This is a genomic window from Cellulophaga sp. L1A9 (assembly GCF_009797025.1).
Lineage (GTDB): Bacteria > Bacteroidota > Bacteroidia > Flavobacteriales > Flavobacteriaceae > Cellulophaga.
In genome coordinates this window covers 4,568,304-4,587,641 of record NZ_CP047027.1, presented here as the reverse complement: position 1 = coordinate 4,587,641, position 19,338 = coordinate 4,568,304, and the positions used below count along the sequence as shown (strand labels likewise).

The window sequence follows — 19,338 nt, the reverse complement described above, 5'->3', positions numbered from 1 at the left end:
TTTCACTTTTAGTTTTTCACTTTCATTTCTTCTCTCCAGCTATATAAAACCGGTACAATAAAGTAAGAGGTAATGTCTATAACCATCCCTCCAAATATGGGGATAGCCATAGGGATCATAATATCACTTCCTTTTCCTGTGGAGGTTAAAACGGGTAACAATGCCAAAATGGTGGTTACCGTAGTCATTAAACAAGGGCGAATACGTTTTTCTGCAGCATGTAACGCAGCAGTTCTGATGCTTTTTTTATCCGAAGGTTTTTCGCGGTCAAATGTTTGTGTTAAGTAGGTTGCCATAACCACGCCATCATCTGTAGCAATACCAAATAAGGCTATAAAACCAACCCAAACGGCGACACTTAGATTGATGGTTTTCATATTAAAGAGATCTCGCATATTCTCACCAAACAAGCTAAAATTGAAAAACCAATCTTGTCCATATAACCAAATCATAATAAAACCACCTGCAAATGCCACTGTAATACCTGTAAATACCATTAATGATGTGGTAACAGATTTAAACTGAAAATAAAGGATTATAAAAATGATAGCGAGCGCTAATGGAACAACCACAGCGAGTGTTTTTTCTGCTCGTAATTGATTCTCATACGTTCCTGTAAATTTATAACTGATGCCTTTCGGTACCACTAATTCTCCGGAATCTATTTTCTGTTGAAACAATGCTTGTGCGTTTTCTACAACAGCTACTTCTGCGAAACCATCTAGTTTATCAAACAATACATAACCGACTAAAAAGGTATCTTCACTTTTTATGACTTGCGGACCTTGTTCATATCTAATAGTAGCCAATTCGCTTAAAGGCACAGGATTTCCTGTTTCTACTGGAATATAAATGTCTTTTATATCCTCTGGATTACCACGTAGCTCTCTTGGGTAACGCACGCGAACACCATAGCGTTCTCTGCCTTCAACGGTTTGTGTTAATGCCATACCACCAATGGCCACTTTTAGCACACTTTGAACCTCTTCAATAGAAATACCATAACGTGCTATTTTTTCTCTATCGATGTCAATTAATAAATACGGTTTACCAACAATTCTATCTGCAAAAACAGCCTCTATTTTAACGCCTTCCGCTTGTTTTAAAAGGTGTTCTAATTCCAAACCAAAAGCTTCAATCTGTTTCAAATCTTGACCTTTTACTTTTATACCCATAGGAGCACGCATCCCTGTTTGTAGCATCACTAATCGGGTTTCTATAGGCTGTAATTTTGGAGCAGAAGTAATTCCAGGCAGTGTAGAGACTTTTATAAGCTCCTTCCAAATATCATCTGGATTCTTAATTTCTGGTCGCCAGTTTCTGTAGTATTCGCCGTCTTCATCTTCTATTAATTGAGCGTTTTTAACCTTAGTAAGTATCGTATTTTTTGAGTTGTTTGGATTTGCCATAAAGCGCCCGTCTTTTAACTCAAATAGACCATCATCATTTACTTTATAGCGTTGTCTTTTTCCTTCGGCATTTCGCATGTATTCAGACTTATACTGAATCATGTTTTCGTACATCGATAAAGGAGCAGGATCTAATGCAGATTCTGTTCTACCAGCTTTTCCTACGACAGTTTCAATCTCAGGAATAGTTGCTACCGCCATATCTAATTGTTGAAGCACGCGCTTATTTTCTTCAACACCAGCATGTGGGAGAGAGGTGGGCATCAGAAGAAAAGACCCTTCATTTAAAGAAGGCATAAACTCTTTTCCTGTAGTATTCTTAATCCAAATTCCGAGTACCAGTACTGTTGCAGGAATGGTTAAAAACAAGACTTTATGAGCCAAAGCCCATTTTAAAATCTTTACATAAAACTTCTTTAATAAAGAGAATATTCCTAAAATTCCGAAACAAATAAGGGCTACGAAAATTAAGTTGATGCCTATGCTACGATCAAAACCTAGTGGCCTCCAATATTCGGCAAGCAGCAGTACAATAGCCACCGAAGAAATAATAATCTGGATAAGGTTTTTTGAAAGTGAAAAGGGAGAATTAAAAAGCGAAAAGTTTAGTTCAGAGGTATTAAAGTACAAACTCCAAAATGACAAAACTCCGAAAGCTATTAAAATAATTCCTAGCCAAAATCCGCTAAGCATAACTGCTATTCCAACAAGCACTAAAACTCCATTTATAATGTATTTAAATGAGTTTTTAAACGTCGTTTTTCGGAATAAAAATGCTGCTAAAGGCGGAATTATAAATAAAGCAATCACCAAAGACGCGGATAAGGCCATTGTTTTGGTAAAGGCTAGAGGTCTAAACAATTTTCCTTCAGCGCCAACCATAGTAAATACAGGTACAAAACTGATAATGGTAGTTAATACTGCAGTTAGAATAGCGCCAGATACTTCCGCTGTAGCATTATAAACAACTTCATTTATAGTTAATGCTGTTCCATCCTCACGAGTTCTTAGTTTTTCATCATCGAGATGACGAATCATATTTTCGGCAAGTATGACGCCAACATCTACCATAGTTCCAATAGCGATTGCAATACCAGAAAGGGCAACAATATTTGCATCTACATTAAATAGTTTCATGGCTACAAAAACCATTAATACTGCAACAGGTAATAAACCAGAGATTAGAATAGAAGCTCTTAAATTGAAAACCATAATAATAATCACCAAAATGGTAATTAATATTTCTAGGGTCAATGCTTCGTTAAGTGTATCTAAGGTTTCTACAATTAGTTCTGATCGATCGTAAAACGGAACGACGGTTAATTGAGACGTTCTTCCGTCTGCTAAAACTTTAGCGGGTAAACCGCCTTTAAGCTCGTCTATTTTTGCTTTTACATTGGTAATTACCTCCATGGGGTTTGCACCATATCTTGCCACCACAACACCGCCAACAACTTCTGCGCCTTCTTTATCTAAAATGCCTCGTCGCGCTGCAGGACCTAAAGATACATTACCAATGTCCTTAATCTTTATGGCTGTAAAATCTTTTGAAGTCACTACAGCGTTTTCAATATCTTCAACCGATTTTATATACCCTAAACCACGTACTAAATATTCTGCTTTGTTAATTTCTAAGGTTTGCGCGCCAATATCTTGATTACTACTCTTAACGGCTTTTACAACTTGGTTTAAACTAATGTTGTATTGACGCATTAATTCTGGATTAACATCTACTTGATACTCTTGAACATATCCCCCAATAGATGCCACTTCAGACACTCCACTTGCAGAAGATAGGCCATATTTTACATAGTAGTCCTGGATACTTCTAAGTTCCTGCAAGTCCCATCCTCCCGTAGTGTTTCCATCTTTATCACGACCTTCTAGAGTGTACCAGAATATTTGTCCTAAACCTGTAGCATCCGGGCCTAAAGCAGGATTTATACCTTCTGGTAAGAGGTTACTAGGTAGTGAATTTAGTTTCTCTAAAATTCTACTTCTGCTCCAGTAAAATTCAATATCCTCTTCAAAAATGATATAGATGCTAGAGAAGCCAAACATAGACGAGCTGCGAATGGTTTTTACGCCAGGAATACCTAATAGGAAAGAGGTTAGGGGGTAGGTTATTTGGTCTTCAATATCTTGAGGAGAACGGCCATCCCATTTTGTAAACACTATTTGTTGGTTCTCTCCAATATCAGGAATAGCATCTACCGCTACAGGATCACTGGGTAAAAATCCAGTATCCCAATTAAATGGCGCATTTATAGTACCCCAGCCTACAAAAAGAACTAGTAGTAAAACGGCAATAAGTTTATTTTCTATTAAAAATTTGATGCTTCTATTTAGCATGAAGTTTGATATTTAATACAATTAGACATTGGTGTTGAGAAAACACCGAATACAGGAAAGCATCCTAATGAAATAATTCATTGGATCCTACAGTCTATTGTATAAAAATCAGATTAAATACGTCTCGTCTAGCTTAAAGATTTGTGCTGTGACGAGCGGTGGTTCGTAGGCCTTGTAAAAAGGTTTAGTAGTACCAGTACTATCAAAAAGATTAGCATATGTGTATACAAATGAAACTAAAAACAGTTGTTGCTCAAAAGAAATTTGATCTACTTGTAATTGTAATTCATCTTGTCCATCAATAACTATTTGTTCGTCACTGCAACAATTTTTCTTAGTAATAGAGCAATCTTCAGTGGCCGGTTTTTGCATTTCCATGCCGCAACCTTCTGCTTTATGAAATAATGCAGTTTCTACCAAAGTAGCTCCACAATAATGCGCGTTTAGTGTGAATGACATTGTAGCGCAGAGCACTACAATAGTCATTGCAAACGACATTATTTTATGGAAAAGTTGTTTCATAACGAATACCAAAGTTAGGAAATATTCACAGGACTTTTTTAAATTTTTGTTAATAAAGGAATTTTGGGCACCAATTTTTCTCCTATAGGTCGTAATTATTAACAAGATATTAATCTTGGGTTGCCATATTATCAATTGGGGATACATAAATTTTCATATATTAGCGTACTAAATACGCATAGTATGCCACAATCAATTCAACTTTCAGTAGATGCTGTAGTCTTTGGCTATGAATCTGGAACCATATCAGTGTTACTTATTAAAAGAAAATATGAGCCTTTTAAAGGGAAATGGGCAATTCCTGGAGGTTTTGTTTTAGAAGAGGAATCTTTAGAAGAAGCTGTAGAAAGAGAACTTAAAGAAGAAACGGGTATTGCTATAAATTACCTAGAACAGTTATATACGTTTGGTCATCCAAAAAGAGATCCTAGAAGTAGGGTAGTGTCTGTCGCTTATTTTGGTTTAATTAAACCCAGTGCATTTAAAATATTAGCAGCAACTGATGCAGAAGAGGTGCAATGGTTTAAAATAACCGAACTACCAAGTTTGTCTTTTGATCATGAAGAAATATTGCAAATGGCGATAACACGGTTGCAAGGAAAAATTACTTATGAGCCTATTGGTTTTGAATTATTAGATACTAAATTTCCTTTTTCTGACTTAGAAAAATTATATACCACACTTTTAGGAAGAGCTATAGATCGACGTAATTTTAGAAAAAAGATGCTAAGTCTTAATATTTTAGATGAACTAGATGAAAAGGTTTCTAAAGGCTCTGGAAGACCTGCTAACTTATTTAAGTTCAATGATAAACGTTATTTTAAACTCAAAAAGGAGGGCATCATTTTCGAAATTTAAAGGGTTTAAATATAGTTTGCGTAAAAAAAACACAAATAAATCTTGCGAGATCTTTAAATGTATTTTATATTTGCGTCATAGTTACGCAAATAAAGATTATGGTATTCACTTCACAAATAGGACTTCCAATAAAAGAATCAGACCAACGTTATATTTTCTTAGCAGGGAGTATGGCGCATAAGCAATCCGTAAATTGGAGGAATCAAGTGGTAAATAGTTTACCTAATTTGTATCATTTTTTAGATCCTACGAATGAACAACATGATACTTTAAATGCCTTACAAATGAAAAAGCATGTAGAGTGGGAGTTAGACGCTATGGCCATGGCAGATATAATACTCCTTAATTTCCTTCCTAATGCGGTATCACCCATTTCCATGGTTGAATTAGGCTTATATGTAAACACAAATAAATTATATGTAGTCTGTCCTAAAGCGTTTTATAAAAGTAGTTATGTGGTTACCTTATGTGAAAGGTATCATACGCCAACTTTAATAACACTCCAAAAGGCAATAGACACGCTAACTTAAAATAACATAACATGAACGGATTATTTTTAACAGACGGATACAAAACAGGACACCACCAACAATACCCAAAAGGGACAGAAGAAGTATATTCTAATTGGACGCCTAGAAGTAATAAATATGCGCCAAAAGGATGTGATAAGGTAGTTTCTTTTGGGCAACAATATGTATTTCAATGGTTGCATGATTATTTTCAAGATAATTTCTTTTCGAAACCAAAAGCGCAAGTGTGTAATGAATTAAAAGAGGAATTGTCGTTGTATTTAGGTACAGATTACGATGTGACGCACTATGAAGAATTACATGATTTACAATACTTGCCTATCAGAGCTAAATCTTTACCAGAAGGACTAGAGGTTCCTATTAGAGTTCCTATGGTAACTGTGGTAAACACAGACAAAAACTTCTATTGGATAACAAATTTTTTAGAAACTATTTTGTCTACCATGTTATGGCAACCGATGACCTCGGCATCTATTGCCTTATGTTATAAAAGGATTTTCAAAAAATGGACTTTAGCCACCGACAAAGAAAATATGGGCTTTATAGATTTTCAAGGACATGATTTTTCTATGCGTGGAATGGGAGGCTTACAAAGTGCAGTTTCTTCTGGTATGGGGCATGCTGCAGTATTTTTAGGGTCAGACACCTTACCTGTAATTAGCACGCTTCGTAACTATTATCATGCTAAAGGCTTTGTGGTAGGTTCTGTGAATGCTACAGAACACTCTGTTATGTGTGCAGGAACAAAAGATGATGAAATAGGCACGTTTAGAGCTTTAATGGATACGTATCCTAGTGGAATATTATCTGTAGTGAGTGATACTTGGGATTTATGGAAAGTACTTACGGAGTATTTACCGCAGTTAAAAGAAGAAGTTTTAGCAAGAGATGGTAAATTGGTGATTAGGCCAGATAGTGGAGATCCTGTAGACATTATCTGTGGAGAAGCTACGACACTAGGTGCAGAAAGTCCTAAAGATAAAGGTGTTGTAGAACTCCTTTGGGATATTTTTGGAGGTACTGTAAATGCACAAGGTTTTAAAGTTTTAGATGCACATATTGGTGCTATATATGGGGATAGTATTACTACAGAAAGAGCAGAGAATATTTGTCAACGTTTGAGTGATAAAGGTTTTGCGACTACTAATGTTGTCTTAGGAATAGGTTCTTTTACATACCAATTTAATACCAGAGATACTTTTGGCTTTGCTATGAAAGCTACTTCTGTAGTAGTAAATGGTGAACGAAGAGAAATTTTCAAAGATCCAATTACGGATGATGGCGTTAAAAAATCGGCTAAAGGATTGATAAAAGTAGCTGTGGTTGATGGGGAGTTTGTTTTAGTAGATCAAGTAACACCAGCAGTAGAAAGCGAAGGAGCATTACAGGTAATTTATGAAGACGGAAAATTTATGAATCAAGTAAGCCTACAAGAGATAAGAGATCGGATCAATGAGAATCTATAAATTTTTGTAATGATAAAGGAAATACTTTTAGGTATAGCGATAGGAGATGCATTTGGAGCAGGAGTAGAGTTTCAAGATAGAGATTGGATACGCCAACATGTAGATTTCTCAAAATTTGTAAATGCTAGAGACCAAATAAAAGTAGCACCAGAAAAAAAGGAAATATTTACCAAAAATTACACTGCTTGGGAGTATACAGATGATACTGAAATGACTATTGGATTAATAAACGCCTTAACTTCGGGAGAAGTTTTTTCTGAAGATTTATTAGTTCAAAAATGGAAAGAAGAATATGACCTTGGTAAAGCAATAAAGGGATACGGAAGAAATGGTCATGGCTCTATGAGTTGGTACTATTCTGGAGCTAAAACAATAGAAGAAGTTCGGGATTTTCAAAGGGATAGACCTAATCCAGGAAATGCGCCAGCAATGAGATCAGTTCCTTTGGGCTTGCTGCGGGATGATTTGATTAATGAGTATGCCGCTATTAACGCCAACGCTACGCATCCAAATAAAAATGCATTACTATCCAGTCAATGTATAGCCAGAGCATCAGAATATGTTCTTATAAAAAAAGGAGATACCGCCCATGTTATTGACTATTGCTTTAGTACAGTTGATTTAAACGAAGAATACAAAGCATATCTGTCAAAAGTGAATGAACTAAGTATGTATAAAAACTTGAATACAGAAGAATTTACTATTCTATGTGGAAGTCAACCCATACAAGCTCCGTATTTTTTACCTGGAATAAACGGAGTTCCGTCAGATTCAAAGTTTACTGTAGGAGCAGTTTTATATGTACTTAAGAATTCTAAAAATCCTTTTGAAGCATTGCAGAAATCAGTGCTATTGGGAGGAGATGTAGATTCAGTCGCTTCTATTACTACAGGTATAATGGCAGGAAGATTTGGTTTAAAAGACATTCCTGAGTTTATGATAAATAATATTGAAAACTTAAATTATTTAGAACAAATAGCTGAAAAATTTAAAGAAAATAAAAAGCTTACAAATGAAATACGAAATAAAGAAATTTAATGATGGGCAAGTAACCGCCAAAATCATAGAAGGAGGTAATTTAGACCTCAAGATTAGAGGAAATAGCTATGAAGATTTATTTACCATAGCTGCTATAAAAGAGGCTTGGGATGCTGAAAATGCCATGCATAAAAATGCAGTAGCCACTTTAACTATTTTATGTTTAATTGGGCAACGTTCCGATAGACGGTTTCATAAAGCAGAATCTTTTGATCTTAAAGTGATTGCTAATTTTATCAATAGTATGAAGTTTGATAAAGTTTCCATTTTACATCCGCATAGCCCTATTTCTCTAGCGTTGATAGCGAATAGTGAAATGATTTCTCATTTCCAATTTGTGGAAAAAACTTTTAAAGCTTTAGGTCATCCGGTATTGGTGAGTCCAGATGCGGGAGCTTATAAAACCACTCATGAAATTGCAGAAAAGCTGGCGGCGGACTTAGTACCTTCTAATAAAGTGAGAATTAATGGCGCTCCGGTAATTAGTATTCAAGGCGATGTAGAAGGAAAAGAATGCTTGATTGTAGATGATTTAGCAGACGGCGGAAGAACCTTTAAATTCTTGGCAGAAGCATTGAAAGCACAAGGAGCCACTAAGGTATTTTTGTATGTAACACATGCGCAATTTAATTATGGTTTTGAAGAATTAAAAGAGAGTATTGATCATGTGTATTGTACCAATAGTTTTAAAGATATTACAGATACTTATGTTACGCAATATTCCGTCATTTAATTATACTATGGTTTTTTTTAGGTAGATATTTTTGATGTTAGAAGAGCATTAAAAGCTTAAATTAAAAAAAGCGTATCCTTTGGAATACGCTTTTTTTATGCTTTAAACTACTCAAGAAAATTAAGAATAAGTAAAGCGATATCACGAGGCTTTTCTTCTACAGCAAAATGCCCAGCATCTAATAAATGTAGCTCAGCATTGGGAAGATCTCTTAGATAGGCTTTTGCACCATCAGCATTAAATTTTACATCTTTTGCACCCCATACAATTAATGTTTTGGGCTGTGTTTCTTTCAACATCTTTTGCCAAGTAGGGTAGGCAAGTAGGTTGGTGTAATAGTCTTGGAATAATTGCACTTGTATCATTCGATCTGCTTGCGACTGAAGGAATGACAAATCATGAGTCCAAGCATCAGGACTTTGAGTGTTGTAGTTGGTCGTGTCAAGATCAAACAAATATTGTTTATTAATAATCACCTTTTCACTAGTAATGTGATATAAAAAATCAAGTTCTTCTTGCGATGTATCCTCTTGTGCTTTCTTAAAAAAGGCTTGCCTTGCTGGTATTAATCCGTCTAAATAGGCATTGGCGTTTTGCACAATTAAAGCGTCTATTCTTTTAGGATCTTTCATCATCATTCGGTAGCCAACAGGAGCACCAAAATCTTGCATATACAGCGTGTAATGATCAATTTTAAGCGCACTCAGTAATTCATTGGTATATTCCGCAAGCAAATCAAACGTATAGTTGGTTGTTTCAAGATTTGGATGATCGCTATAACCAGAACCTAAGTTGTCTGGTGCAATAATATGATATTGGCTGGCCAACATGGGAATCAAATTCCGGTAACTATGGGAAGATGAAGGGTAGCCATGTAGCAATAGAATCGTTGGTTTTTTAGGATCGCCCGCTTCTCTGTAAAACAAATCTACACCGTTTACTTCTATGGTATTATAGGTAGTGGGTGGTGGAAGAAAAAAGGATACCTCCTTAACGGTATCTTCTTTAGTATCTGTGGGCAGTTCATGGCAACTTATGATGAGTAAACTCAATGTACCAATCAAATAGGAACTAAATTTCATTAAGCGGATGTTTTTAATGTTTTCATAAAAGCACTTATTTTTTTAATAATAGCATCACCATCTTCTTCAAGAGCAAAATGGCCCGTATCATAAATGTTGTAATCTATGATCTTAACATCTTTTTTAAAAGCTTCTGCGCCACTTTCAGGAAAAAAGGCATCGTTTTTACCCCAAACAATTAATAATGGAGGTTGATGATCTCTTAAGTATTGTTGCCACTTAGGGTAAAGTTTTACATTGTTTTGGTAATCATAAAATAAATCTAGATGTACGGCATGTGCGTTTGGTCTAGATAAGCGTAAGTAATCCAAATTCCAGCTGTCAGGATTTACCGTTTCTATATTTCGTACGCCATGCGTATATTGCCATTTTAAACCTTCTAATGAAAAGGCTGGTAATAAGGCATCTTCAGTTTCTTTAGTTCTATTGGCCCAAAGTGCTCTAATTCCTGCCCAAGCTTCACCTAATCCTTCTTCATAAGCGTTTCCATTTTGGTTGATAATTGCGGTTAGCCGTTCTGGATGTTCCGTTGCGATTCTGAAACCAATAGGAGCGCCGTAATCTTGTATCATTAAGGCATAGGAATTAATTCCTTTTTTTTCTAAGAATGTATCTATAGTAGAGGCGATAGTATCAAAGGTATAGGTATAGTCTTCTGCATCGGGAAAATCGCTATTCCCAAAACCGGGATAATCAGGAGCTATTAAATGGTATTCCCCAGATAATTGAGCAAATACTTTTCTGTATTGGTGTGATGATGCAGGAAAACCATGCAGCAAGACTATAGTTTGGTTTTTAGGATTACCCGCTTCTCTGTAGGCAATACTAATGCCATTGATTTCTATGGATTTGTATTGGGTGATAAATTCTTTTGAAACCATTACCTCTTGGGTACTCGTGCTTGGGGGAGGAGCGGGAACTTCATTTTTTGAACCACACGAGAATAACGTAATGGCTAATAGTACTGTTGTTGTTAGATTTTTCATAATTTTTTTTAAACTTCAAGTATAAAAGATTGAATTACCGACCATTCGGTAAAATAAGTATATAAATTTTTTTTATGGATTTAGATATGTAGCTTGTATTTCTTTAAGTGTAGTTTCAAATATAGCTAAGTCATTCATGCCTCTTGTAACAATAAGACTTCCCTGTATCTTTATCAGCGTATCAACAGCTTGCTGCTGTGCTTTAGATTCCGTTAAGCCTAAAGCTATTCCTATATTTTTGAAGGCGTTAATCCATTTACTCATTCCTCTAGTAATTTGGACTTCAAATAATTCTAAACTTTGGCCTAAAGAGAGCGCTCTAAAAATGCAAGTTTCTTTACCATGATCATAAGATTTTCTAATTTCTGCGATGCCTTCTTTTATTCGTTCTACAGGAGTTTTGTTCTCATCTAACAATAGTGTAAAGAGATGTTGATCTACCCATTCTTCTAAATAATCGAGTACAGCAGTGGCCATTTCTTGCTTCCCGTTAGGAAAACGGTGATAGAGGCTGGCTTTTTTTAGTCCTGTACTTGTCGCTAATTCAGCAAGACTAGCTCCTTCGTACCCTTTGGAACGAAAGGTTTTAACTAGGCTGTTCATCATATCGGTGTCTTGAACTTTCTGTGGTCTCATGCCGCAAAGATAAAAAAATAAATCAATTACCGAACGATTGGTAAAATAGATAATTTACTATAAATAGAGTAAGCTTCAGGAAACAATTCTTTTATTATCCTATTAAGTACCAATGGCAATTATTTGCGCTTAACTAAAATAGTTTTGTAACACCATCATTTTTTTAGTGTCCAAACTAAGCAGGGCAGCGAATTGTCTTGATTAAATAAAAAAAAATATTATGGGAAAGTTAGAAGGAAAAACAGCAGTCATTACTGGAGGTACTAGTGGTATTGGTTTAGCAACAGCGCAAGAATTTGTTGCACAAGGCGCTAATGTAGTTATTTTTGGTAGAGGGCAAGAAGCTTTAGAGGAAGCGGTTGCACAATTAGGCACACATAGTTATGCGGTACAAGGAGATGTTACCAATCAAGCAGATTTAGACCGATTATACGCAGAAACAGCTACTAAATTTGGTGGTATAGATGTTTTGTTTATCAATGTAGGAAAAGGAAAATTAGCTCCAGTAGCAGACACGGATGAAGCTTTTTTTGATGATATGATGAATGTAAATTTCAAAGGTTCTTATTTTACTTTACAAAAAGCTATTAAAAATCTTAATCCAAAGGCATCGGTGATCATCACTACATCTTGGTTAAATGAGATTGGTTTTGGTGGGAGTAGCTTGTTAAGCGCCAGTAAAGCGGCGTTAAGATCTTTAGTGCGTGTTGCATCTGCAGAACTTGCCGAACAAGGAATTCGTGTTAATGCCGTTAGCCCTGGGCCTATAGGAACTCCTTTCTGGGGAAAAATTGGTTTACCTGAGGATGTACTTTCTGGAGCGGCAGAAGCGATTACAGCACAAACAGCCTTAAAACGTTTTGGGAATCCTGAAGAAGTTGCAAAAGCAGTATTGTTTTTGGCATCAGATGATTCTTCATATATCGTGGGCGAAGAGATTCCCGTACACGGTGGAATAAATGCAATATAGTGGTACTTAAAAACCTCATTTCTTTATATTTGAAATGAGGTTTTATAAAAATCAAAGATATGAAAGCCCTATTTTCAGATAATTATCCGGACTATGCAGATACGGAGTTAGTACATTTAGCCCTAGAGGGCGATAAAAAAGCATTACAAGTTTTAATTATACGGCATCAACTTTTTGTCTATAATCTTGCACTAAAAATGGTGGGGAACGTAAGTGATGCAGAAGACCTTACGCAAGAAGTTTTTATTAAAGTAATTACGGCCTTATCAAAATTTAAAGGCGAAAGTAAATTTACCACTTGGTTGTACCGGATTACGGTAAACCACTTTATCAATAGTAAGCGTCAAAATTCAAAATTACAACTCGTAAATTTTGAAACTTATTTTAATGCTATTGATGCAGTACCCAACCACGCCTTAAATGATTTAGAAGAAAAGGAACTAAAAGATACCATAGAAGAAATCAGGATTAACTGTACTACAGGTATGTTGCTTTGTTTGTCTAAAGAGCAGCGCATGATCTATATTTTAGGAGAAATGTTTGAAATAGATCATAATCTAGGAGCAGAAATTTTAGGGATTACTGCAGGTAATTTTAGAATTAAATTAATGCGCACGCGTAAAGAATTATACAATTGGATGAATCAAAAGTGTGGTTTAGTCAATTCCAATAACCCTTGCAGATGTGCTAAGAAAACAAGAGGGTATATATCCCAAGGGATAGTAGATCCAGATAATCTGCAATTTAACACTAGGTATACTTCAAAAATTAGTGCGCTTTCAAAAAAGAAAGCGGTGCGCTTTTCGAATACCGTAGAGGATTTAAACAAAAAAGTATTTCAGAGTCAACCTGCGCAAACGCCTATACAAGCCTCAAAAATAGTAACGGATATCTTGAACAACGATTTAATAAAATCAATTTTAGATTTTTAAATTCAACGGCCACGTTGGTGAATATTTGACAAATCAAACGTGCATTAATTCAAAAGAATAATTATAATCGATTAACCCTTTACTTTCTTCATTGTCAAGCCATGCTTTTTCCTCGTGACTTTTTTCCATAATTTGAGTTGCATTACAACTTCTGAATACACTTACAATTGTATTTAAAGATTCCATTTCCTCAGAACTAAATAACTCGGAATTAAAATCCTTATTGTTAGATTTATAAAAACATTTACCCCAATACCCATTTCCATAATCTTCCATTTTCATAAAAATATAATCTTTATTAGAAGCATAATCAAAAATACCACCAAACCTTACTGGAACAGGGCCATAATTATGTGCCATATAATTTGCTCCACTTATTGAATAAGCAGTCTTTTTAAAATTAAGAAAATCAGAATAAAACAATAACTTATTCATTTTTGTTTCTGTTGGATTTAATTTTTCAGCAAAAAATAAAATCATATTTGACATTTTTTCCATATTTGGTTTTCTATAACCGGAAAAATTATTTGGAAATTTATCTTCAAATAAAATACTTACATATTTTTTATCATCCTTGTTTTCTCTGAAATTTTCTTTTACAACATCTATTTTTTTAAGAGCTTTAATTTTCTCTTCTTCATTTAAATCATTGTTCAAGTCAACTTGGTATTTAAAATTCTCTATACTATTTAAAACTAAACTTATTAATTTACCATTGGCTAAACTTGGAACTTCGCCTTTTTCGTAATTCCTATAACTATTAATTCCAAATCCCAATATGCGAGACATCATACCAGCTGACAAGCTATATGTGTTTCTCAACTTAATTATTTCATCTGGAAATGGAATATTATGTTTATCTCTATATTGATTATAAACTTGATTCAAATTAAATTCATCTAACTCTGTGGTTGTAAATGACTCACCACTATCTTCACATAAATAACTTTTGTGATTATACTCAAATTCTTCTTTTCGAAAAACCAAAATATCTTTTTCAATTTGTAAGGTCATTTCCTTACCTGTGATTGGACTTTTCATAATTTTATTGTTTTTAGTTTGGGTTCTTAAGAGGAAATCCCATTGGATATTCCGCCTTATGAAAAGATATGCAAACTGCTCCACCTGTCATTTTTGAAATAGTCAATTTGATATAAACCTGTTGACCTTTTATAACCATTCCAAAAACCCACATTTCAGTTCCTCCTTGTTGAGTTTCTTCTAAAGGTCCTTCGCTGTAGTCCTGCACTTCTAAATTCAAAATTATTTCTTCACGCATTTTAGAGGTAATACCTAAGTCTGCAAGATTCTGAATACTATTTTTAGGGCGATTGGAGAAGATTATACCCAAAGACTTTATAATCGCCTTAAGTTCCTGCAAAAAAGATTTTATTAGTGATTTATCCGTCATATTCACGTGTCAAATACTTTGCAAAGATAAACATAAACTTAAGCTAAACAACTTTAAGGTGTTGTTTTTGGTGCTTTATAAGCAATTAAATCACTTTAAAGTGAATATATACGTTTGTAATACTAGTGGTAATTTATTGCTAGTTCTAGCTTACTTTCGAAAATCCTCGCGGATTTTCTATTCGATTTTTATTTGCTAACTTTAATACTTAATCACGCAACAAACCATATACAACAACGGTATTTACAATAGTTCTTTTTTCGTGAACAGTGCATTCAGTTTTAAAGACAATACGGATCTTTAGGGAACACATAATCAAAGATGAGATAAGTAGGGCTTATTCGTGGTTTAACTTGTTAGATGGAGAATATATTGTTTATTAAACTATATATTTAATTTTGTTCATCTATAGATAGGAGTGGTAGGTAGGGGTAATCAAGTGATTGGTCTATAGTTTTTTTTAGGGGAATAAGCGAAGTGTATTTTTGCATTCAAATAAAATATTCTAAACACAAAATCATGAAAAAAGTACTACCCTCAATGATGCTTATCCTTGCCTTATCTAGTTGCACGAGTATGAAAAATATGGATACTTCTAATGTATCTCAGGCTGCAACATTGCTAAGTTCATTAAGTTCTAATTCAACAGTACAGCAAGTAGCAAGTCTCTTTAGCCTTTTAGATGCCAATAATGATGAAGCCGTTAGTTCTACAGAAGCAATTGGTTCTGTAGCAGACAACTTTAGCCTTTTGGATACCGATAGTAGTTCTGGTCTTAGTCTTACTGAAATGGAAGGTATTCTTGCTTTATTGAAGTAGAGAAGCAACAAGGTCATCAAAATCCTTTCACCAAAAGTGAAAGGATTTTTTTATGAACGAAAGTAAAGTAACGGTAAAATTTAAAGAATTTTCCTCACACCTGAGTCTTAAATTTTAAATCCTTAAAGATGTAAAAGTATTGCAAAAAGCAAATCAATGTACCATCTTTGTAGGATGCATTCGTCTCTTTTTAAGCACATCAAATCACATGTTATTCCAACGGTTGCCGATTTGCAATTGTTCAAAGAAATAGTACAGGAAATAGCAGTTTCGAAAGGTACTTTTTTGCTAAAACCAGGCACCCATGTAAAACATGAATACTTTGTGGTAAAAGGGTGTTTAAAAGGATATTATATTGATGCGAAAGGAGGAAAGCATATCATTCAATTTGCAGTAGAGAACTGGTGGATTGGAGATTTTGATGCGTTTTACAATCAAATCCCTTCAAAATTATACATAGAAGCCATTGAAGATTCACAGTTGTTATCCATTAATTATGATAGTCTTCAAAAGTTATATGACGAAGCGCCAATCTTTGAGCGTTATTTTAGAATCTTAATTACGAAAGCCTTTATCTCTCAACAGAAAAGAATTTTATCTACACAAGAGAAAAATACTCAGGAGCGTTATGTTGAATTCTGTAGCACATACCCAAATATAGAAGATAGAGTTGCCAACTATGATATTGCTAATTACTTAGGGGTTACTCCAGAGAATTTAAGTAGAATACGAAAAAAATTAAAAGGTTAAATTTTTCTTAATTGATTTAGATCAATCAGTTTGGTGTTGCCGTATAGTAGTTTTGTTCGTAGTAACAAAAAATACAACAGACGATGAGCACACAAGCTTTATTAACACCATATCATAAAAATATAAGTCTTAAAAATAGAGTCGCAATGGCTCCAATGACACGTAGTAGAGCTGACAATGAAGCGCATGTAGCTACAGATGAGCTTCAAGGCTTGTATTACGAGCAACGCGCTTCGGCAGGTTTAATTATTACCGAAGGTTCTCAAGTTTCGGAGAATGCGGTTGGTTACATTCATACGCCTGGAATTTATTCGGACGCGCAAGTAGAAGGTTGGAAAAAAGTAACCAAAAGGGTACATGATAAAGGCGGAAAAATCTTTATCCAATTATGGCATGTAGGTCGTATTTCTCACCCCGATTTTCATCATGGCGAGTTGCCATTATCTCCATCAGCGATAAATCCTAACGCAAAATCTTTTACTCCAGAAGGTTTTAAAGAGACAGTGACACCAAAGGCAATGACGATTGAAGATATTAAAACCACAATTAACGATTTTAAAAATGCAGCGGCTAATGCTGTTAAAGCTGGATTTGATGGCGTAGAAATACACTCCTCTAACGGGTATTTGTTTCACCAATTCTTCACTGGATGTTCTAATAAAAGAACAGATAATTACGGAGGAAGTATTGAAAATAAAACGCGTTTCTTCTTTGAAGTGTTAGATGCTATGAAAGAAGTAATTCCGCAAGAAAAAATTGGAGTACGTTTTAATCCTTCAATGAATGGAATGTTTGGAATAACCTTAGATGAACAAACAATTCCAACATTTGAATACATCATCAAAAAATTAAATGATTACAATTTAGCCTACGTACATCTTTCAGAACCGTTTACAGATGTTTCAGAAGTACCTTTTGCAGTAACAGAAATAGCGAAGCATTTCCGTCCCTTATACAATGGAACTTTAATAATTAATACCGCTTTTGATCAAGAAAAAGGGAATAAAGTGATTGAAGAAGGTCATGCGGATATAGTAGCTTATGGCAAACCTTATATTTCTAATCCAGATTTAGTAGCGCGTTTTGAACGTAATCTAGATTTAGCGGTATGGGATGAAACCACCTTCTATACTACAGGAGTAAAAGGGTATACTGATTATCCGAACGCTTCAAAATAAGGTTTTAATTTAAAAAATTCATACGATGAAATTTACAAGAAAAGCAAGTGCAGCATGGAAAGGAACGGGTAAAGAGGGGAAAGGAACTATTTCCACGGGAAGCAAAGTTCTAGATAAAACACCATATTCATTTCGCACGCGTTTTGAAGATGGAGAAAAAGGAACCAATCCCGAAGAATTAATAGGAGCAGCACATGCGGGTTGTTTTGCTATGCAATTAAGCTTTTTATTAAATGAGGCTAATTTTACAGCAACCACATTAGATGTAGGAGCTACGGTATCTTTTGAAGACGGAGCCATTACCAAAATCAGTTTAAATTTAGAAGGCGATGTTCCTAATATAGATGCAGAACAGTTTCAGCAAATAGCCCATAAAGCCAAAGAAGTTTGTCCTGTTTCAAAAGTATTGAATGCAGAGATAGCATTAAAAGTCACCTTAAAAAACGCATAATAATGAAAACAACAACAGTAAAAGCATATGGTGCAACAGCATCAACAGAAGATTTAAAACCCTTAGATATCCAACGCAGACTTGTTGGAGCAGACGATGTAAAAATTGATATTTCCTTTTGTGGAGTATGTCATAGTGATATCCATACCGTAAGAAATGATTGGAAAGGATCTACTTATCCTGTAGTGCCTGGCCACGAGATTATTGGTCGCGTAGTAGAGGTTGGTAAAAATGTAAGCAGCCATAAAGTAGGAGATTTAGTGGGTGTTGGTTGTTTGGTAGATTCTTGCCAAACTTGTGCTTCTTGCGAGCAAGATTTAGAACAGTTTTGTGAAAAAGGAGCCACATGGACGTACAACAGTTCTGATCAACATATTGAAGGAGCACAAACCTATGGTGGTTATGCCAAGTCCGTAGTTGTAGATGAAAAATTTGTACTACGTGTACCTGAAAATTTAGACGAAGCAGCAACAGCACCTTTACTATGTGCAGGAGTTACCACGTGGTCGCCATTAAGTCACTGGAAAGTGAAAAAAGGGGATAAAGTAGGGGTTATTGGATTAGGAGGCTTAGGACACATGGGGGTTAAATTTGCCCATGCATTAGGTGCAAATGTGGTAATGATTACTACTTCTCCAGAAAAAGGTAAAGATGCTAAAAGATTAGGTGCTCATGAAGTTTTAGTCTCTAAAGATGAAGAAGACATGAAAAAACACCGAGGGAGTTTTGATTTTATATTAAATACCATTCCTGTAGGTCACGAAATGGATCCTTACTTAGCCTTACTTAAGATTGATGCAACTATGGTTTTAGTGGGTGCAGTAGAGCCTTTAAAGCCTTTCAATGGAGGAAGTATTATTATGGGACGTAAACGTATTGCCGGTTCTTTAATTGGTGGTATTAAAGAAACACAAGAAATGTTAGACTTCTGTGGAAAACATAATATTACAAGTGATATTGAATTGATAAATATTCAAGATATCAACAAAGCTTATGAACGCGTTATTAAAAATGACGTGAAATACAGATTTGTAATTGATATGAAATCGCTTAACTAAAAAAAGTTTTTAAAGTGAAATAAAAACAGCATCTGAAGCCATTTAGATGCTGTTTTTTTTATTAAAGTAAACTCTGGTATTTAAGCTTCAATTTATTGTATTTCAGTGCTTAAACTTTAAAATTATTTTAAAAATGGAACTCGTTCTGCTAAGAATA

Annotated in this window: 19 protein-coding genes; 12 read left to right on the top strand and 7 right to left on the bottom strand. The window is 34.8% G+C overall.

What is annotated here, in order from left to right:
* Positions 1–8: 8 nt before the first annotated feature.
* Positions 9–3,761: an efflux RND transporter permease subunit gene (locus GQR94_RS20095; RefSeq protein WP_158978609.1), complete on the bottom strand. Its 3,753-nt coding sequence runs from the start codon at positions 3,759–3,761 to the stop codon at positions 9–11.
* A gap of 108 nt (positions 3,762–3,869) precedes the next feature.
* Complete coding sequence (locus tag GQR94_RS20090) at positions 3,870–4,283, bottom strand: hypothetical protein (protein ID WP_233268506.1); 414 nt, start codon at positions 4,281–4,283, stop codon at positions 3,870–3,872.
* A gap of 183 nt (positions 4,284–4,466) precedes the next feature.
* Here GQR94_RS20090 and GQR94_RS20085 point away from each other — a divergent pair, with 183 nt between their 5' ends.
* The 5 genes from GQR94_RS20085 (at position 4,467) to GQR94_RS20065 (ending at position 8,908) form a co-directional block, all read left to right on the top strand.
* The gene (locus tag GQR94_RS20085; RefSeq protein WP_158978607.1) at positions 4,467–5,141 is read left to right on the top strand and encodes an NUDIX domain-containing protein; all 675 of its coding nucleotides are present in this window, start codon (positions 4,467–4,469) and stop codon (positions 5,139–5,141) included.
* A 98-nt stretch (positions 5,142–5,239) separates the two neighbouring features.
* Positions 5,240–5,671 (top strand): nucleoside 2-deoxyribosyltransferase domain-containing protein, encoded by a 432-nt coding sequence (locus GQR94_RS20080; RefSeq protein ID WP_158978605.1) that lies wholly within the window; start codon positions 5,240–5,242, stop codon positions 5,669–5,671.
* 11 nt (positions 5,672–5,682) lie between these two features.
* Positions 5,683–7,137 (top strand): nicotinate phosphoribosyltransferase, encoded by a 1,455-nt coding sequence (locus tag GQR94_RS20075; RefSeq protein WP_158978603.1) that lies wholly within the window; start codon positions 5,683–5,685, stop codon positions 7,135–7,137.
* A gap of 9 nt (positions 7,138–7,146) precedes the next feature.
* On the top strand, positions 7,147–8,175 hold the full coding sequence (locus tag GQR94_RS20070; RefSeq protein ID WP_158978601.1) for an ADP-ribosylglycohydrolase family protein: 1,029 nt from the start codon (positions 7,147–7,149) through the stop codon (positions 8,173–8,175).
* Positions 8,150–8,908, top strand: coding sequence for a phosphoribosyltransferase family protein (locus GQR94_RS20065; protein WP_158978598.1), 759 nt, complete (start codon positions 8,150–8,152; stop codon positions 8,906–8,908). Before GQR94_RS20070 ends, GQR94_RS20065 begins: the two co-directional genes overlap by 26 nt.
* Positions 8,909–9,015: 107 nt before the next feature.
* On the opposite strand, the gene GQR94_RS20060 is transcribed toward GQR94_RS20065, so the two are convergent.
* The 3 genes from GQR94_RS20060 to GQR94_RS20050 all read right to left on the bottom strand — a co-directional run bounded on the left by GQR94_RS20060 (position 9,016) and on the right by GQR94_RS20050 (position 11,612).
* A complete protein-coding gene (locus tag GQR94_RS20060; protein ID WP_158978596.1) occupies positions 9,016–9,990 on the bottom strand; it encodes an alpha/beta fold hydrolase in 975 nt (324 codons plus the stop codon).
* On the bottom strand, positions 9,990–10,976 hold the full coding sequence (locus tag GQR94_RS20055; RefSeq protein ID WP_158978594.1) for an alpha/beta fold hydrolase: 987 nt from the start codon (positions 10,974–10,976) through the stop codon (positions 9,990–9,992). The genes GQR94_RS20060 and GQR94_RS20055 overlap by 1 nt, the downstream gene beginning before the upstream one ends.
* 72 nt (positions 10,977–11,048) lie before the next feature.
* On the bottom strand, positions 11,049–11,612 hold the full coding sequence (locus GQR94_RS20050; protein WP_158978592.1) for a TetR/AcrR family transcriptional regulator: 564 nt from the start codon (positions 11,610–11,612) through the stop codon (positions 11,049–11,051).
* A gap of 220 nt (positions 11,613–11,832) precedes the next feature.
* On the opposite strand from GQR94_RS20050, the gene GQR94_RS20045 reads away from it, so the two are divergent.
* Together GQR94_RS20045 and GQR94_RS20040 are read left to right on the top strand one after the other, a co-directional pair.
* Positions 11,833–12,582, top strand: a complete 750-nt coding sequence (locus tag GQR94_RS20045; protein ID WP_158978590.1) for an SDR family oxidoreductase — start codon at positions 11,833–11,835, stop codon at positions 12,580–12,582.
* Positions 12,583–12,641: 59 nt separating this feature from the next.
* Entirely contained in the window at positions 12,642–13,514 is an 873-nt protein-coding gene (locus GQR94_RS20040; RefSeq protein ID WP_158978589.1) for an RNA polymerase sigma factor, read from the top strand.
* A gap of 33 nt (positions 13,515–13,547) precedes the next feature.
* Here GQR94_RS20040 and GQR94_RS20035 read toward each other — a convergent pair whose 3' ends face one another.
* Together GQR94_RS20035 and GQR94_RS20030 are read right to left on the bottom strand one after the other, a co-directional pair.
* A complete protein-coding gene (locus tag GQR94_RS20035) occupies positions 13,548–14,555 on the bottom strand; it encodes a type II toxin-antitoxin system antitoxin SocA domain-containing protein (RefSeq protein ID WP_158978587.1) in 1,008 nt (335 codons plus the stop codon).
* A 13-nt stretch (positions 14,556–14,568) separates the two neighbouring features.
* Entirely contained in the window at positions 14,569–14,925 is a 357-nt protein-coding gene (locus tag GQR94_RS20030) for a type II toxin-antitoxin system MqsR family toxin (protein ID WP_158978585.1), read from the bottom strand.
* Between the two features lie 519 nt (positions 14,926–15,444).
* On the opposite strand from GQR94_RS20030, the gene GQR94_RS20025 reads away from it, so the two are divergent.
* From GQR94_RS20025 to GQR94_RS20005, 5 genes are all read left to right on the top strand, one after another.
* A complete protein-coding gene (locus GQR94_RS20025) occupies positions 15,445–15,744 on the top strand; it encodes a hypothetical protein (protein WP_158978584.1) in 300 nt (99 codons plus the stop codon).
* Positions 15,745–15,900: 156 nt separating this feature from the next.
* Complete coding sequence (locus GQR94_RS20020; protein ID WP_233268504.1) at positions 15,901–16,494, top strand: Crp/Fnr family transcriptional regulator; 594 nt, start codon at positions 15,901–15,903, stop codon at positions 16,492–16,494.
* A gap of 83 nt (positions 16,495–16,577) precedes the next feature.
* Positions 16,578–17,672: an alkene reductase gene (locus GQR94_RS20015; protein ID WP_158978582.1), complete on the top strand. Its 1,095-nt coding sequence runs from the start codon at positions 16,578–16,580 to the stop codon at positions 17,670–17,672.
* Between the two features lie 25 nt (positions 17,673–17,697).
* Positions 17,698–18,123 carry an OsmC family protein gene (locus GQR94_RS20010; protein WP_158978580.1) on the top strand — a complete coding sequence of 142 codons (426 nt, stop codon included), beginning with the start codon at positions 17,698–17,700 and terminating at the stop codon, positions 18,121–18,123.
* Between the two features lie 2 nt (positions 18,124–18,125).
* Positions 18,126–19,181: an NAD(P)-dependent alcohol dehydrogenase gene (locus GQR94_RS20005; RefSeq protein WP_158978578.1), complete on the top strand. Its 1,056-nt coding sequence runs from the start codon at positions 18,126–18,128 to the stop codon at positions 19,179–19,181.
* Positions 19,182–19,338: the final 157 nt, after the last annotated feature.

Excerpts from the sequence above, each read along its gene's own strand:
- GQR94_RS20085 (WP_158978607.1), top strand. The coding sequence starts at position 4,467 with ATGCCACAATCAATTCAACTTTCAGTAGATGCTGTAGTCTTTGGCTAT.
- GQR94_RS20050 (WP_158978592.1), bottom strand. The coding sequence starts at position 11,612 with ATGAGACCACAGAAAGTTCAAGACACCGATATGATGAACAGCCTAGTT.
- GQR94_RS20075 (WP_158978603.1), top strand. The coding sequence starts at position 5,683 with ATGAACGGATTATTTTTAACAGACGGATACAAAACAGGACACCACCAA.
- GQR94_RS20010 (WP_158978580.1), top strand. The coding sequence starts at position 17,698 with ATGAAATTTACAAGAAAAGCAAGTGCAGCATGGAAAGGAACGGGTAAA.
- GQR94_RS20025 (WP_158978584.1), top strand. The coding sequence starts at position 15,445 with ATGAAAAAAGTACTACCCTCAATGATGCTTATCCTTGCCTTATCTAGT.
- GQR94_RS20030 (WP_158978585.1), bottom strand. The coding sequence starts at position 14,925 with ATGACGGATAAATCACTAATAAAATCTTTTTTGCAGGAACTTAAGGCG.
- GQR94_RS20005 (WP_158978578.1), top strand. The coding sequence starts at position 18,126 with ATGAAAACAACAACAGTAAAAGCATATGGTGCAACAGCATCAACAGAA.
- GQR94_RS20090 (WP_233268506.1), bottom strand. The coding sequence starts at position 4,283 with ATGAAACAACTTTTCCATAAAATAATGTCGTTTGCAATGACTATTGTA.
- GQR94_RS20020 (WP_233268504.1), top strand. The coding sequence starts at position 15,901 with ATGTACCATCTTTGTAGGATGCATTCGTCTCTTTTTAAGCACATCAAA.
- GQR94_RS20055 (WP_158978594.1), bottom strand. The coding sequence starts at position 10,976 with ATGAAAAATCTAACAACAACAGTACTATTAGCCATTACGTTATTCTCG.
- GQR94_RS20060 (WP_158978596.1), bottom strand. The coding sequence starts at position 9,990 with ATGAAATTTAGTTCCTATTTGATTGGTACATTGAGTTTACTCATCATA.
- GQR94_RS20035 (WP_158978587.1), bottom strand. The coding sequence starts at position 14,555 with ATGAAAAGTCCAATCACAGGTAAGGAAATGACCTTACAAATTGAAAAA.
- GQR94_RS20070 (WP_158978601.1), top strand. The coding sequence starts at position 7,147 with ATGATAAAGGAAATACTTTTAGGTATAGCGATAGGAGATGCATTTGGA.
- GQR94_RS20065 (WP_158978598.1), top strand. The coding sequence starts at position 8,150 with ATGAAATACGAAATAAAGAAATTTAATGATGGGCAAGTAACCGCCAAA.
- GQR94_RS20040 (WP_158978589.1), top strand. The coding sequence starts at position 12,642 with ATGAAAGCCCTATTTTCAGATAATTATCCGGACTATGCAGATACGGAG.
- GQR94_RS20015 (WP_158978582.1), top strand. The coding sequence starts at position 16,578 with ATGAGCACACAAGCTTTATTAACACCATATCATAAAAATATAAGTCTT.
- GQR94_RS20095 (WP_158978609.1), bottom strand. The coding sequence starts at position 3,761 with ATGCTAAATAGAAGCATCAAATTTTTAATAGAAAATAAACTTATTGCC.
- GQR94_RS20080 (WP_158978605.1), top strand. The coding sequence starts at position 5,240 with ATGGTATTCACTTCACAAATAGGACTTCCAATAAAAGAATCAGACCAA.
- GQR94_RS20045 (WP_158978590.1), top strand. The coding sequence starts at position 11,833 with ATGGGAAAGTTAGAAGGAAAAACAGCAGTCATTACTGGAGGTACTAGT.